Here is a 13,825-nt window from a genome sequence, read left to right as displayed (position 1 = left end):
CAAAAAAACCCAGCCACCACCCCCCCCACCCCCCACACCCCGCCTCCCTCATCTCCCCCCCCCACCCCCCCCCGCCCGCCCCCGACCCCCCCCCCCACGGCGCGTTTCCTCCTCGATCCGGCTCAGGTCCGGGTTGGAGCGGTCCGGCAGTCCCCGTACGGCGGCACTCGCGGCCAGCAACCGCGCGGCCTGCTCGTCCTGATCGGTGCGCAACGCCAGGTCCGCGACGCCGAGGAGCACCTGCGCAATCCCCGGGAGGTGTCCACCTTCGGTCGCCGCCTGGACCGCCGCGCTCCGGTGCTGCCAGACCTCGTCGAGATCCTCGGCCAGATATCCGAGCAGGTCCTGGATCGTCGCGCGCAGGTTGGCCTCCTCGGCCTCGTGCCCCAGCGTGGCCGTCGCGGCGTCGAGTTGCCGGCGCGACTCCGCGGTGTCGCCACGCCAGCGCGCGAGCTCCGCCTTGCTGAGCGCCAGTTCGACCAGCGCCTCCGGCCACGCGACCCGCTCCGCGCGTCGCTGCGCCTCGGCCATCGCCGTCGCGCTGGCGTCCTGGTCGCCCACGAGGTAATACAGCTGCGCCTGCCGCGACCGCATCCGTACGACGTCCTCGGTGGCCCCGACCTCCGCGGCGACCGCGATCGCCTGCTCGTAGTACTCGCAGGCGGCGGCGAAATCGCCCCGGACCGCGAGCCGGTCGGCCAGCTCGGTGAGCGCGAACGACGTACCCCAGCGTTCACCGATCGCGCGGAACTCGGTCAGCGCCGTCGCGAGCAGGGCGTCCGCCTCCTCGTCACCGTCGCCGAGCATGATCCGCATCTTGCCGACCTGCAACCGAGCCAACGCCCGTACCCACGGATCGTCGGCGTCCAGCAGCGGCTCGAACGCGGTGACGAACGCCGACGGTCCCTCGAGCAACCGCTCCAGCGCGGTCGACATCGTGACAGCCGGGTGCGGGTTGTCGATCCGCCGGCTGATCTCGGCGGCCTTCCGGATCCACTCTTCCGCGTTGTACTGGTCGCGCCCGCGGCCCGACGTCATGAAGCCGGTGACGAACGCGTAGACCACGGCCAGCGTCTCGTCCGGTACCTCACCCGGAACCGTTGGTGCGGCCATCAAGAAGTCGTTGCCCTCGACCTTGTGCCCGGCGAACCACCAGTACCACCCGGCCGCCGCGGCGAGCCGCATCGACCCTTCGGCCTCGCCAGCCGCGAGCGCCCCGCGCATCGCGGCGGCGATGTTGTCGTGGTCCGCTTCGAGCGTCGCCAGCCACTCCAGCTGCTCGACGCGCCGCAGATGCGGGTCCGCCGTCTCGACCAACTCGGTGAAGTACTGGAGATGGGTACGCCGGGTCGGTTCCGACTCGCCCGCCTCCGCGAGCCGCTGCTCGGCGTACTCCTTGATGGTCCCGAGCAACCGGTAGCGCGCGTCGTCCTTGGTGACGACGAGCGACTTCTCGGTCAGCGAGGTCAGCAGGTCGAGAACCTCCCACGACTCGACGTCGCCGCCGGCGCAGACCTGTTCGGCTGCTTCCAGGCTCGCGCCACCGGAGAACACCGCGAGTCTGCGCAGTACCGACTTCTCGGCGTCCGAGAGCAGCTCCCAGCTCCAGTCGACGACCGCGCGCAGCGTGCGGTGCCTTGGGAGCGCCGTACGGCTGCCGCCGGTGAGGATGCGGAAGCGGTCGTCGAGCCGGGTGGCGAGCTGCTCCAAGGACATGGTGCGGAGCCTGGCCGCGGCGAGCTCGATCGCCAGCGGCATGCCGTCGAGTGCCCGGCAGATCCGCGCGATCGTCTGCATGTCCGCGGACATGTCCTTGCCGACCGCGCTGGCCCGGTCCTGCAGCAGCCGGACGGCCGGCGAGGCCTCGATCTCGCTGGAGTCGGCTGTCTCCGCGGGCAGCGCGAGTGGCGCGACCGGCCAGAGCGCCTCGCCCGTGATGCCGAGGGGCTCCCGGCTGGTCGCGAGGATCCGGACCCGCTTGCACTCGCCGAGCACCCGGTGCGCGAAGGTCGCCGCCGACTCGATCACGTGCTCGCAGTTGTCCAGGATCAGCAGCATCGCCCGCTCCCGGATCGCGGCGATCACCCGGTCGGTCTGATCCGCGTCCGGGATGTCGCCGAGCAGCGCGTCCCGCAGCGCGAGGGCGCCGAGCGTCGCCTGCGCCACGTCACCGTCCGGACCGATCGCGGCGAGCTCGACCATCCACGCCCCGTCCGGCAGATCGCCGAGCAGCGTCCGCGCGGTCTCGGCGGAGAGCCGAGTCTTGCCCGAGCCGCCCGGGCCGATCAGTGTCGTCAGCCGGTGCTCGGCGATCAGGTCGCGGACCGAGGCGACGTCCGCGTCCTTCCCGACGTACGTCGTGAGTTCCTCGCGCAGGTTGGTGTTCCGCTTCTCTTCCTTGCGGACCAGTTCGCCGCGGAGCAGGGCGACGTGCAGCGCGGCGAGCTCGGGCGACGGGTCGACGCCCAGTTCATCGGCGAGCGTCTCCCGCGTGCGCTCGTAGACCCGGAGCGCCTCGGTGTCGCGGCCGGACGCGACGAGGGCGCGCATCAGGGCGGCCACCAGGCGTTCGCGGACCGGGTGCGCGGCGACCAGGTCGGTCAGTTCGGTGACCACGTCCGCGCCGTGACCGAGGGTGATCTCGGCGTCGTACCGGTCCTCCATGGCGGTCAGCCGAAGCCCGTCGAGCCGGGTCACCGCGGCGTCGAACGCGCCGCTCTCGGTCAGACCGACGTCCTGCATCGCGGGTCCTCGCCACAACGCGAGCGCCTCGCGCAGCAGCCGCACGCCCTGCGGGTCCTGGTCGGTCCGGGCCCGCGTCAACAGCCGCTCGAACCGTACGGCGTCCACCGCGTCGGGATCCACACGCAGCCGGTAACCGTCCGTGTTGCCCTCGACCGAGCCTTCCGGGAGCACTTTCCGGAGCCGCGAGACGAGGCGCTGCAGGGCGTTCGCGGCGTCGGCGGGCGGCTGCTCGCCCCAGATCCAGTCGACGAGCGTGGCCTTCTGGACCACGCGCCCGGCCTCCAGCGCGAGCGCGATCAGCAGCCCACGCAGCCGCGCGCCCGGTACGTCGGCGATGCTGCCGTCGTCCGCGCGAACCTCGAATGGTCCCAGCATCCCGATCTGCACCCGGCAGATTTTGCCACGCGCCGGGGAGCGGTCGGTTCAGCCGCTGACTTCGCCGACGCAGGCCACCACGAGGTCGGGCCGATCGATCTGCAGATAGTGCCCCGAATCCGGCACCACCTGATGCCGCCCACCACACTCGGTGGCGAGCTGATCCTGCACCGCGAGCACCCACGGCGTGAACTCCGCGGGCCGGCCCTTGGTCGCGGTGAGCAGCACGACCGGGATCTTCGGCCAGACAGCCTCGGCCCGTCGTGCGGTGAGTTCGCCGAGGTGATCAAGGACCATCGGAAGCTCGTCGAGGTACGTGTACAGCTGGTCGTCCGTCTTCAGATACGACAGGCAAGCCTCGGACAGCAGCCGCGGGTCGCCGTCGACGCTGCGAGCGACATCCCGAGCCAGTTCACGCCCGAAGTCGTGCACGTCCTGCCACCGCGAATCCTCGTTAGGCGGCCGCGTCCGGTCCGCTCGCATCTCGGGCTCGGCGTCCTGCCAGAAGGTCTCGTGGGAGGGATCCAGCAGAACCAGCCCGCTCACGAGCTCCGGCCGCGCCCAGCTCGCGAGCTGCGCGAGCAGACCACCCCAGCTATGGCCGACAATCACAGCCGGACCGACCTCTTCCAGTACGGCGACCAGATCGCCGACCTGCAGATCCAGCGTGAGGGGAGCCGGATCGCTCGCGCCGTACCCGGCTCGGTCGTAGGCGATCACGCGATGATCGCCCGCCAGCCCCTGGAAGACCGCCGCGTAGGCGGTCACCGGAGACATCGCGCCGGCCTCGAGAAGGACCGGCGTACCGCTGCCGGCTTCGATCCAGCAGAGCTTCCGCCCGCCGCGGTTGAGTTCGCGCCTGGTGACCCCACCTCCGACAAGGGCGTCGAAGGCGCGGGCTACTCGATCGGTCAAGGGTCAGCCCCGGACGGCCTTCTTGACCAGCGCGAGCATCTTCTTCTCCACGGCCGGGGTCAGCTCGGTGATCGCGTACGACGTCGGCCACATGTCACCGTCGTCGATCGTCGCGAGGTCGCTGAACCCGAACGTGGCGTAGCGGGCCTTGAACTTGGCCGCGTCCTGGAAGAAGCAGACGTTCTTGCCACCCGTCGTCCATCCCGGCATCCCGTACCAGAGCTTCGGCGTCAGCTCGGGCACCTCTTCGGCGATCAGGGCGTGCAGCCGCTCGGCGATCACCCGGTCCGCGTCGGCCATCCCGGCGATCTTCGCGAGCTGCGCCTCGGTCGGGTCCTCCTTGCTCTTCAGCTCCTTCGCGCGTTCCTTCATCGCGTCCCGCTCGGCCTCGGTGAAGCCGTCGTACGACTTCTGCTTGGCGGTACTGCGCTTCTGCGTGGCCATCGGAGTGTCCTCTCGGTGTGTCTGCTGGGTGTGTCTGCCCTGAACACTCCAAACAGTAGAAGCCGCACCGGGACGACCGCTTCTTGAAAACTGATCGATCAGGTCAAGGCCGTCAGCGCCGGGTGACGCTGGGCGAGGTAGGCGCTACGGACGATGGTCTCCTTGTAGCGGGCAGCAGCGCGCCCGGTGAGGACGGCGTTGCGAGGCGAGTCGTCGGAGTGCACGAACTGGATCAAAGCATCGTTCCGACCGAGGCTGATGCACTGGTTGAAGTACCGGAACCGCAGCGGCTTCGGCTCCCGCCCCGACAGACGAGCAGCCAACGACCGTACGGCGTGGGCCGCGGCGGGGAGCCCGGTCGCGCAGGCCATCCGGAGCTCCTGCCCAGTGGTACGCCGTACCGCGGCCGCGTCGCCGATCGCGTACACGTCGGGGTGCGAGACCGAGCGCAGCGTCTGGTCGACCTGCATCCGGCCGTTCGCGTCGACGGCGAAGCCCGCCTCGGCCGCCAGCGGAGAGACCTCGAACCCGGTTGTCCAGACCACCACGTCGGCGGCCACCCGGTCACCGTCCTCCAGCTTCAGACCGCCGTCGTCCACTGCGGCGACGCGCGCCTGCTCGACGAGGCCGATGCCGAGGCGGTGGATGGCACGGGCCAGATGCCGACGGCCGCGCTCGGACAGTGCGGCGCCGAGGCGGCCGCTGGTCACCAGCCGGACGGTCCGATCTGGGTACGTCTCGGCGAGCTCGGTGGCGGCCTCGATCCCGGTCAGCCCGCCGCCGACGACCGCGATCGTGCCGCTCGTCCGCAGCCGGTCGCGGAGCCGGCCCGCCTGGTCCGCGTCCGCGACGGTGTACGCGTACTCGCTTGCTCCCGGCACCGATTCCAGGTTCGCCCGACTACCGAGCGCATAGATCAGTACGTCGTACCGCAGCTCTCGGTCGCCCAGTACGACGGTGCGGGTCGCGGCGTCGATCCGACGTACCCGGTCGGCGACGAACTCGACGCCGGTGCCCGCGAGCAGGTCCTTGATCGGCCGCTCGGGCAGCTGCTGCCCAGACGCGAGCTGGTGCATCCGGACCCGTTCGACGAAGGTCTCGCGGGCATTGACCAGCGTGACCGGTGCACCGGTCCGGCGGGCCGCGAGCTTCGCGGCGACCAGACCGGAGTACCCGGCCCCCAGTACGACGATGTGCGGTGTCATCTCCGTGCTCCTCTCGACGCCCACCTGACACCGCGGACGGCCTCGAACGTGTCGTGACGACCGTCACGTCACGAATCGAGAGGGCTGCCCGGTCAGGTGGTCGACCCAAGGAGGCAGAGATGGAATCAGTCCTGACCCGCGGCGCCGCCGCCGAACTGCTCGGCGAGGCACCCAACCAGACCTGGCTGCTCGCCGACGCCGAGCACACCGACGGGATCATGAACGTCGTCCGGACGACGCTCGGCCCCGGAGTCGACGGCCCGCCGCCGCACTTCCACAAGGAGTCGCCGGAGATGTTCTACCTGCTCGACGGCGCGCTCCGGATCCTCGCCGGCGACCAGGTCGTGACCGTCGGCAAGGGCGACTACCTGCTGGTCCCGCCACTCATGCACCACGCCTGGGGTACGCCGATGAACACCGGCGCCGACGTCCTGATCGTGAAGGCGCCCGGCAACAACCGGTTCGAGTACTTCCGGCTCGGTGACCGGATCCGGCGCGGCGCGGCGTCACCTGCCGAAGTACTGGCGACGGCGGAGCGGTTCGACAACCACTTCGTCGACAATCCGGTCTGGCGGGAGGAACTCGCCGTGCGCGTGGGGGAGCGGCAGCAGGTGGTCCCGCTGCCGGAGCTCTGATGGCGGCGGGCACAATCGGGGTCGTGGACGATGTTGTCGACGTCGCCGAGTTCGAGCAGCAGCGGCCCCGGTTGTTCGGGGTCGCGTACCGGATGCTCGGTGAGGCGACCGAGGCGGAGGACGTCGTCCAGGACGCGTACCTGCGGTGGCGGTCCGGGCGCGACCCCGTGCAGACGCCGGCCGCCTGGCTGACCACGGTCGTCACCAACCTGTGCATCAACCGGCTGACGTCCGCCCGCGCCCGCCGCGAGCGGTACGTCGGCCCATGGCTCCCGGAGCCGATTGCCACCGGCAACGACCCGCAGGCCGCCGTCGAGCTGAAGGACTCGGTGTCGATGGGCTTCCTGGTGCTGCTCGAGAAGCTCACTCCGCCCGAGCGCGCGGTCTTCGTACTGCGGGAGGCGTTCGGCTACTCGCATCGGGACAGCGCCGAGGTGCTCGGCATCGACGAGGCGAACGCGCGGCAGCTCTACCACCGCGCGCTCGCCCGGGTCGGCGAGTCGCATCGGCGCTTCGCGGCGGAACCCACCGACGGCACCAGGCTGGTCGAACGGTTCATCGCGGCGACCGTCGACGGTGACGTGAAGGGTCTGGAGGCGATCCTGCACGAGGACGCCGCGATCTGGGCGGACGGCGGCGGCAAGGCGATCGCGGCCAGCGAACCGATCTTCGGTCGCTCCAGCGCCGCGCACTACCTGGCCGGCCTGGCGTCCAGCCCACGCGCCCTGACCGCCCGCCTGTCCGTTGCCGAGGTCAACGACGCAGCCGCGATCCTCGTCCACGAGTCCGGCGAACTTACCGGCGTACTGATCCCGGAGATCCACGACGGCGCGATCATCACCATCCGCGCGATCCTCAACCCCGACAAACTGGCCCACCTCCGCCGTCAACTAGGTTGACCGGGTGTACGACGACTTCCCGGCCTCGCTGACCACCGAACGTCTCGACCTGCGGCCGTGGCGGCCATCGGACGCCGAGGCGCATCGCGGGCTGTGGCTCGAGCGCGATCACCGTGCGCTGCGCCGGATCGACGCCGACGGTCACCCGACGGTCGAGGAGTTCCGCGCGCGGCTGATCGAGAACCCGCTCGGCGCCGACCCGGGGCTCGGGCTGCTCGCGATCGAGCTGCGGTCGACGGGTGAGTTCCTCGGGTACTGCGGGCTGACCGTCGGACAGGCCACGTTCGACGAGCCGGAGATCGCCTACGAGCTGGCGCGCCGGGCGCACGGGAACGGGTACGCGACCGAGGCCGCCCGTGCCGTCCTGGACGCGGCGGCACGGACCGGGCGGAAGCGGTTGTGGGCGACCGTACGGGAGTGGAACACGGCCTCGTTCCGGGTCCTCGAGAAGCTCAGGTTCGAGAACAGCGGCCGCGTCGACAAGAACCCGGAGCGCGGCGACTCGATCTGGATGACCCGCGCACTGGATCAACCGCCGACGTAGACGTCTCGGAGTTGCCGGGCATGGCGAGCTTTCTTGGGGACGACACTAGAGGGGTGAACCGACAGGATGATCTTGTTGCTGAAGGGGAGCCGGAGGCGGAGTTCAACCCCGGAATCGCCGCTCGGCTGCCGCGGAAGACTGCCGCTGGTGGTGCGCTGATCCGCGACGGTGCCGGTCGCATCCTCTTCATCGAGCCCACCTACAAACCCACGCTCGACATCCCCGGCGGCGTCGTTGAGTCGAACGAGTCGCCGTACGACGCCTGCCGCCGCGAGGTACGGGAGGAGATCGGCCTCGACCTCGCGATCGGCCGCCTGCTGGTCGTCGACTGGGTCCCCGCCCACGGCCCGTGGTCCGATTCCCTCGCCTTCGTCTTCGACGGCGGCGTCCTCGACGACGCTGTCCTCGACAATCAGGCGCTCACCCTCGACCCGACCGAGGTCCGAGCCCACCACTTCCTCACCCTGGACGCCGCGGCCGCGCGCCTCCGCCCCTCCATGACCCGCCGCCTCACCCTCGCCCAACACGCCCTCACCACCGGCATCCCCACCTACGCCGACTTCGGCCGCAACTAATGCCCGACGGAGTGCGAGCAGTTCGGCTGAGATGGTAGCCATGTACATAGTAGCCATGTACAGTATTTCTCATGAGTGAGGCGACTCCTGGGCATCTGGTGTGGCGGTTGTCGATGAAGTGGCGGGTGGCGGTGGACCGGGCCCTGGCGCCGCGGGGGCTGACGCACGCGCAGTACGTGATGCTGGCCTCCCTGTACGGGCTGGAGCGTGACGGGCGGGCGCCGAGTCAGCGGGAGCTGGCCGATCACACCGGCCTGGAGGCGCTGTACGTCTCCAAGCTGGCGCGCAGCCTCGACGCGGACGGCCTGATCCAGCGGACCCGCGACGCCGTCGACACCCGCACCATGCGACTGGAGCTGACCGCGAAGGGCCGCGACACGATCCAGCCCGCGATCGCGGACGTCGCCGCCCTGCTCGACAAGCTGCTGGCGCCGCTCGGCGGGCGCCGCGCCGCGCGGACGAAGAGCTTCGTCCGCGATCTCACCGATCTTCTCGACACTCCACTGTGAGGTACTCCGTCATGCCCGAGATCGACATTCTCGACTCCACGATCCACTACGAAGAAACCGGCGACGGTACGCCGATCGTCTTCCTGCACGGCAACCCCGCCTCATCGCACGTCTGGCGGAATATCACACCTCAGGTCGGCGAGGGCCGGCTCCTCGCACCCGATCTGATCGGCATGGGCCGGTCCGGCAAACCCGACCTCGACTACACGTTCGCCGACCACGCCCGTTACCTGGACGCGTGGTTCGACGCCCTCGAGCTCGATGATATGGTCCTGGTCGGTCACGACTGGGGTGGTGCGCTCGCCTTCGACTGGGCCGCACGCCACCCGGAGCGCGTCCGCGGCCTGGCGTTCTTCGAGAGCATCGTGAAGCCGATGGCCTGGGAAGACCTGTCTCCGCAGGCGGCCGACCGCTCCCGCCTGATCCGTACGCCGCGACGCGGCGAGGAGATGGTCCTGGAGCAGAACCTGTTCGTCCGCCAAGCCTTCACCGGTGGCGTGCTCACACCCGTCGCCGACGAAGACCTGCAGACCTACCTCGCGCCCTACCCGACGCCCGAGTCCCGCAAGCCCGTCCTCGCGTGGGCGCGGCAGCTGCCGCTCGGCGGCGATCCGGCCGAGTTGGTGGCGCGGATCGCCGCGTACGACGCGTGGCTCGCTGCGAGTCCCGACGTACCCAAGCTGCTGCTGACCTTCGAAGGTTCGCCGACACTGCTGATCGGACCGGAGTACGAGGCATGGTGCGCGGCCACCCTCGCCGCGTTGGAGATCGCGCACTGCGGTCCGGCCGGCCATCACGCCGCCGAGGACCGCCCGAAGGAGATCGCCACTGAGATCTCCGGCTGGCTCGACCGTCACGGCCTGCGCTAGCCGGAGAATCTACGAGAACTTCAGCCGGACGATCACATTGTCGATCGTGCTCGGCGTACCGCCGTTCTTGTCGTTGTTGGTGGAGGTGAGCCAGAGGCCGCCGTCCGGCGTGCGGGTGACGCTGCGCAGGCGGCCCCAACGGCCTGAGAACAGGGCCTGCGGAGTGCCGACGCCGTTGCCGGCCGAGTTGATCTTCGTGACCCACAACTGCTCGCCGGTGACGCCGGCAATGTAGATCCAGTCGTTGACGATCTCGATCGCGCTCGGCCCGGCCTGTGAGGTCGACCAGGTGCGCTTCGGTGCGATGTACCCGCCGCAGTCGCCGATCGTACCCTCGCAGGCGGGCCAGCCGTAATTGCCGCCCTTCTGGATCAGGTTGAGCTCGTCCTGACTGTTCTCGCCGAACTCCGCGGCCCACAGCTGACCGCGCGAGCCCCACGCCAGACCTTGCGGGTTGCGGTGCCCCCAGCTCCAGACGTACCGCGCGTTGCCGCCGCTGCTGTAGAACGGGTTGTCGCTCGGCGCGGTGCCGTCCGGGTTCATCCGGAGGATCTTCCCGTTCAGCGAGTTCTTGTTTTGCGCGTTGCCGGAATTCTTGGCGTCACCAACGGTCGCGTAGAGCTTGCCGTCCGGACCGAACGCGATCCGGCCGCCGTTGTGGTACCGGTTCTTCGCGAGTCCGGTGAGGACCGGAGAGGACGTGGTCGCGAGCTTGCCGTCCTCGTACTTCATCCGCACGATCCGGTTGTCGTCCGCGGCCGTGTGGTAGAAGTAAACCCAGTGGTCGCCGGCGAAGTTCGGCGACAGTGCGATCCCGAGCAGACCGCCCTCGCCGGTGGTCGCGACCACGCCCGGCACCTTCCCGAGCGTCGTCTTCTGCCCGCTCGCCGTGACCCGCAGTACCTCGAACCGGTCCCGCTCGGTCACCAGCGCGGACCCGTCCGGCAGGAGCGCCACACTCCAGCCCAGATCAACCTTCGCGATGTCCTTGTCGTACGCCGGAATGCCACCGGCCCCCGAGGTCGACGTACGGACGGTCACCCCGTTGCTCGCCGCGGACGCGTTACCGTCCGGGTCCCGCGCTTTCACGGTGAAGGTGTACTCCGTGTTCGCGGTCAACCCGGTCACGGTCGCGGTCAGCGAACCGGTCGACGCGACCTTCGTGCTGCCCTGGTACACGTCGTACCCGGCGATGCTTCCGCTGTTGTCGGTGGACGCGTTCCACGCGAGCGAGACGCTGTTCGCGGTGCTGCCGGTCGAACGCAGGTTCCCGGGAACGGTCGGCGGTTGCGTGTCGCTGCTGCCCGGCGTGGTGAACGTGACCACGTTGCTCTGCTGCGAAGCGTTGCCCGCGGCATCGAACGCACCGACCGAGATGTCGTACGCCGTGTTCGCGGTCAGCGTGTCCACGGTCGCGGACAGGGTGTTGCCGTCGACAACCTTCAGGACGTTGCCACCGCGGTTGATCTCGTACCGGACCACGCCGACGTCATCGGTCGCGGCGGTCCAGTGGAACGTCGCGGCGTTCGACTTGATGTCGTTGACGGTCAGGTTCCCGGGCGCCGACGGCGGCGTACTGTCGTCGGTGGTCGGCGTGACGGTCAGCTTGTCGGCGTTCGGCCCGCCGTCGGTGCTCGTCGCTCGGGCCCGGATCTTGTTGGTGCCCGCGGTGAGTTGCAGGCGGACGGTCTTGGTCTGCCAGGTCGTCCACGCGCCGGTGCCCGGGAACGTGATGCCGACCGCGCCGGGCTGGCCGTTGACGGTGATGTCCATCGGGCGAGTGGCCGCCGTACCGTTCGCGTATCGCAGCGTCACGTCGGCCGGACCGGCCGGGGCCGTCACGGTCCACTCGACGTAACCGCCGGCGAGGTTGTCGTAGTTGACGAAACCGCTGCCGGTGTAGCCGGAGTGGTTGGACTCGACGACGCCTTGGGAGATGGTCGCGTCCTCGGCCTCGTAGTCGGTGGCCGCCGCGGTGGCGGGCGGGGGAGCGTTCAGCGTGAGCGCGCCGACGGCGAGCGCCAGCGCCGCCGCGATCGAGCGGGGGTTCATGAGGTCTCCTGGGTTTCCGGGGCGGAGGAGCTGCAGGGGACTAACTATTAGGAAAGCTTCCTAACTATAACGCCGACTGTCAACAGCGCGGATCGCCAGGCCATCACAATGCGACCGCTCCCGCCCCGCAGAGCGTGACGGGAGCGGCGGACTGCGATTGTGATGGCCTGCAGCTACGCAGTCGTGGCGAGCATGGTCGGCCGGTAGAGGGTGTCTCCCGAGGTCTCGTCGACGACGGCGACCCGGATGGACTCCGGCGTGGAGTCGTGGTGCGGGACGGCGAAGACGGCGGTCGCCCGGCGGCCGTCGTACGTGGCGACGTAGCTCACGAAGCGCCACTCCTCGTCGTCCCAGTAGTCGTGGATGTCGGAATGCAGGAGTCCGTCGACCGCGCGGTACGCCGGGCTCAGCAGCACCCGCTGCTGGGTCGCGGCGAGTGGTGCGGTGCTGGACTCCGTACCGGCGTACGGGTGGCTGAGTCGGACCCGCAAGCGGCGGAGCGGGAGCAGCCAGTACTGGTCGAGCTCGGCGGACAGCATCGCGAACGCGGCCGCCTCGACGACCAGGACCGCGAGGGCCGAGCCGGCCGACCACCAACCGGACGAGGCCGTCGCCGCCAGGACCGCTGTTGCCAGCAGCAACAAAGCACGGCCGATCGCGCGCCCGCCGACGGGTTTCGCCGACGCCTTCAGGCAGCCGCACGAGGCCTCGGGGACGACGACCTTCGAGTAGATCAGGAAGCCGGTGAAGCCCGCGGCCAGGACCACCGCGGCGATCGCCTCGACGGTCCACACCGGTGGCAGTAGCAGAGCCAAGGCAACCAACGCCTCGACCCCGGCAACGGTCCGGTACGCCGTGATTGCGCGACCCTCGCCGACGAGTCGCGGTAACGCCGTACGCTCGGCCTGCTTCGGATCGGCGAACTTGCCGTACGACGACCAGAGCAGGAGCAATCCGATGAGGAGCGGCTGTGCGGCCGCTATGTGTGCGATACCCATGTCAGTTCGACGTGTAGATGGTCGCGACGTCGATCTCGTTGGTGCCCGGTCGCCAGGCGCCGATCACCTGCGCGTGCCGGCCGACCTTGAGCATCGACAGGTCCGAGACCGCCGGGGTGCCGTTGTACGCGGCGGCGGTGGTGCCCGGCTGGACGTGCCCGACGACCTTCTGGCCGTGGTGGTCGAGATGCATGCTGTCCTTGCCGAGCGAGGTGATCGCGACGGTCAGGTTGACGATGTTGACCCAGACCGCTTCCGCGGCCAGGATCCCGTCCGGCAGCAGCACGCCGCGGGCGTACAGGCCGTCGCCGATCTTGGCCTGGTTGATCGTGGTCGGGCGGAGCTTCCAGACGCTGGTCGCGTCGGTCAGCTGGATCCGGTGCAGCCGGCCGTCGGATCCCTGCACCTGCAGGAGATCCCGGTTCCGGCCGGTGACGAGACCCTCGGCGAAGTTCGGGTCCGGCTGGCCCGCGTCGAAGGACTGTGTCGTGGTGGCGAACGCGGCCTCCGGCGCGAGCGAGCCCATCGCACTGGCGGCGACCAGGCCGGTCGCACCGAGGGCGGCGCGGGTGAGCAGGGAACGGCGATCCATGGTGGTGGTCATCTCAGCTCCCTCCTCATCCGACGTTGATGTTGGCGGGGATCAGGCCGGCGCTGAGACTCCCACCGATCGCGGTGAACGCGGCCGGAGTGAGGTCGACGAGCCGGTTGGTCGCGCACGTACCGCCGCAGCAGGCACGTTGCCCGCAGAACAGGTCGGTCTGTGGACCGCAGTCCGCGATCGACGAGGTGACGCGTTTTCCGGTGCACAAATTGGTGATGGCGTGCCGGTAACCGCAGGTTCGCCGGGACATCCCGGTGAACCCGCAGGAATCCGGTCGGGTGATGGCGTAACACGCGTCGGACGTGTTCGGCCAGGCGTGCTGGAGACTTCCCGAGTTACAGGTTCCGCAGGCGCCGTGGCCCGCGCTCCCACAAGGTCCCCACGCGTTTCCGCAACAGAACCACGATGCTGCGCCGTTGAATCCGGCCATGACAAATCCTCCTAGGCCTAGGGGCG

14 protein-coding genes are annotated in these 13,825 nt (G+C 69.7%); 6 read left to right on the top strand and 8 right to left on the bottom strand.

What is annotated here, in order from left to right; all coding sequences use genetic code 11:
- Positions 1 to 48 precede the first annotated feature (48 nt).
- The 4 genes from ACWGID_RS05210 to ACWGID_RS05195 all read right to left on the bottom strand — a co-directional run bounded on the left by ACWGID_RS05210 (position 49) and on the right by ACWGID_RS05195 (position 5,684).
- A complete protein-coding gene (locus ACWGID_RS05210; protein WP_452194601.1) occupies positions 49 to 3,120 on the bottom strand; it encodes a BTAD domain-containing putative transcriptional regulator in 3,072 nt (1,023 codons plus the stop codon).
- A gap of 48 nt (positions 3,121 to 3,168) precedes the next feature.
- Positions 3,169 to 4,035, bottom strand: a complete 867-nt coding sequence (locus ACWGID_RS05205; protein ID WP_452194600.1) for an alpha/beta fold hydrolase — start codon at positions 4,033 to 4,035, stop codon at positions 3,169 to 3,171.
- A 3-nt stretch (positions 4,036 to 4,038) separates the two neighbouring features.
- Entirely contained in the window at positions 4,039 to 4,479 is a 441-nt protein-coding gene (locus ACWGID_RS05200) for an iron chaperone (protein WP_452194598.1), read from the bottom strand.
- A gap of 98 nt (positions 4,480 to 4,577) precedes the next feature.
- A complete protein-coding gene (locus ACWGID_RS05195; protein WP_452194597.1) occupies positions 4,578 to 5,684 on the bottom strand; it encodes an NAD(P)/FAD-dependent oxidoreductase in 1,107 nt (368 codons plus the stop codon).
- 119 nt (positions 5,685 to 5,803) lie between these two features.
- On the opposite strand from ACWGID_RS05195, the gene ACWGID_RS05190 reads away from it, so the two are divergent.
- The 6 genes from ACWGID_RS05190 to ACWGID_RS05165 all read left to right on the top strand — a co-directional run bounded on the left by ACWGID_RS05190 (position 5,804) and on the right by ACWGID_RS05165 (position 9,715).
- A complete protein-coding gene (locus tag ACWGID_RS05190; protein WP_452194595.1) occupies positions 5,804 to 6,319 on the top strand; it encodes a cupin domain-containing protein in 516 nt (171 codons plus the stop codon).
- A gap of 23 nt (positions 6,320 to 6,342) precedes the next feature.
- Positions 6,343 to 7,218, top strand: coding sequence for an RNA polymerase sigma factor SigJ (gene sigJ, locus ACWGID_RS05185; protein WP_452194593.1), 876 nt, complete (start codon positions 6,343 to 6,345; stop codon positions 7,216 to 7,218).
- 4 nt (positions 7,219 to 7,222) lie between these two features.
- On the top strand, positions 7,223 to 7,762 hold the full coding sequence (locus ACWGID_RS05180) for a GNAT family N-acetyltransferase (RefSeq protein ID WP_452194591.1): 540 nt from the start codon (positions 7,223 to 7,225) through the stop codon (positions 7,760 to 7,762).
- 53 nt (positions 7,763 to 7,815) lie between these two features.
- Entirely contained in the window at positions 7,816 to 8,337 is a 522-nt protein-coding gene (locus ACWGID_RS05175) for an NUDIX domain-containing protein (RefSeq protein ID WP_452194589.1), read from the top strand.
- A gap of 71 nt (positions 8,338 to 8,408) precedes the next feature.
- Positions 8,409 to 8,846, top strand: coding sequence for a MarR family winged helix-turn-helix transcriptional regulator (locus ACWGID_RS05170; RefSeq protein WP_452194588.1), 438 nt, complete (start codon positions 8,409 to 8,411; stop codon positions 8,844 to 8,846).
- A gap of 11 nt (positions 8,847 to 8,857) precedes the next feature.
- Positions 8,858 to 9,715, top strand: coding sequence for a haloalkane dehalogenase (locus ACWGID_RS05165; protein ID WP_452194586.1), 858 nt, complete (start codon positions 8,858 to 8,860; stop codon positions 9,713 to 9,715).
- Between the two features lie 9 nt (positions 9,716 to 9,724).
- Here ACWGID_RS05165 and ACWGID_RS05160 read toward each other — a convergent pair whose 3' ends face one another.
- The 4 genes from ACWGID_RS05160 to ACWGID_RS05145 form a co-directional block, all read right to left on the bottom strand.
- Entirely contained in the window at positions 9,725 to 11,767 is a 2,043-nt protein-coding gene (locus ACWGID_RS05160) for a PQQ-dependent sugar dehydrogenase (RefSeq protein ID WP_452194584.1), read from the bottom strand.
- Between the two features lie 173 nt (positions 11,768 to 11,940).
- Positions 11,941 to 12,765 (bottom strand): MauE/DoxX family redox-associated membrane protein, encoded by an 825-nt coding sequence (locus ACWGID_RS05155; protein ID WP_452194582.1) that lies wholly within the window; start codon positions 12,763 to 12,765, stop codon positions 11,941 to 11,943.
- 1 nt (position 12,766) lies between these two features.
- Positions 12,767 to 13,369: a cell wall protein gene (locus ACWGID_RS05150; protein WP_452194580.1), complete on the bottom strand. Its 603-nt coding sequence runs from the start codon at positions 13,367 to 13,369 to the stop codon at positions 12,767 to 12,769.
- A gap of 13 nt (positions 13,370 to 13,382) precedes the next feature.
- Positions 13,383 to 13,619: a hypothetical protein gene (locus ACWGID_RS05145; protein ID WP_452194578.1), complete on the bottom strand. Its 237-nt coding sequence runs from the start codon at positions 13,617 to 13,619 to the stop codon at positions 13,383 to 13,385.
- Positions 13,620 to 13,825: the final 206 nt, after the last annotated feature.

Source organism: Kribbella sp. NPDC054772 (assembly GCF_053611945.1).
Note: the sequence above shows the minus strand (reverse complement) of the source record. Positions and strands in the feature narration are given on the sequence as shown.